General features: G+C 46.8%; 1 pseudogene. It reads right to left on the bottom strand.

What is annotated here, in order from left to right:
- Positions 1-281: 281 nt before the first annotated feature.
- Positions 282-695: pseudogene (locus VI25_RS21515) on the bottom strand (acyl-CoA desaturase); the annotation flags it as partial.

Below are 695 nucleotides of genomic sequence, written 5' to 3'. Positions count from 1 at the left end.
ATGAGGTGCAAAGGTAAGGAAAAATACTTGTCATTGTGTATATCACCACAAGGCCATTACAAAATGCATAAGCTCTGTTTCATGACCATCGGCGCTGGCCTTCAATCCTCAGAATACCCTAGTAGCTTCTAGCTAAGAAGAAGTAGAAGCTACTAGGGTATTCTATAGTAATAGCAGTGCATGCCAGCTAATACAGGTAAGCTTCTGGGCCAACTGGATGTAATAAGAAAAGGCTGCCCCATGCCTGGAGCAGCCTTTCTCGTGGTATTGCCGCAGCTAAGCTATGCCGCCATCTGGGCTGGCACGGGCACTTTACGCTTGATTTTGATAATCCGAGCTTTATCAAGACCCCAGATAAACATATAAGTAGGGTCAAACTCCCACCACTTCACACCAAAGTTAACGCGCATAGGTAGCTTGTGGTGGTTGTTCTGGAACAATTCACCAAAGGCCAGAAAATCCAAGGCCAGCGTATTCTTGGACTTGTCGTGATTGTCAAAGTTCTGATAGCCGTATTTGTGGCCGCTCCAGTTCACAATAGCGCCATGAATAGGGCCCATCAAGAAGTGAATGGGCAGCAATAGAAACTGCCACCAAGCCGTAGCAAACTCCACGTAGAACAGAACATAGAGTGCACCCCAACCAATGCGTGAGTACCACTTATCGCCAAAGTTTTCAATTGCGTTCCACTCGGG

The sequence above is a fragment of the Hymenobacter sp. AT01-02 genome (assembly GCF_000961955.2).
Taxonomy (GTDB): Bacteria; Bacteroidota; Bacteroidia; order Cytophagales; family Hymenobacteraceae; genus Hymenobacter; species Hymenobacter mucosus.
This window is presented reverse-complemented; position numbering and strand designations above follow the sequence as displayed.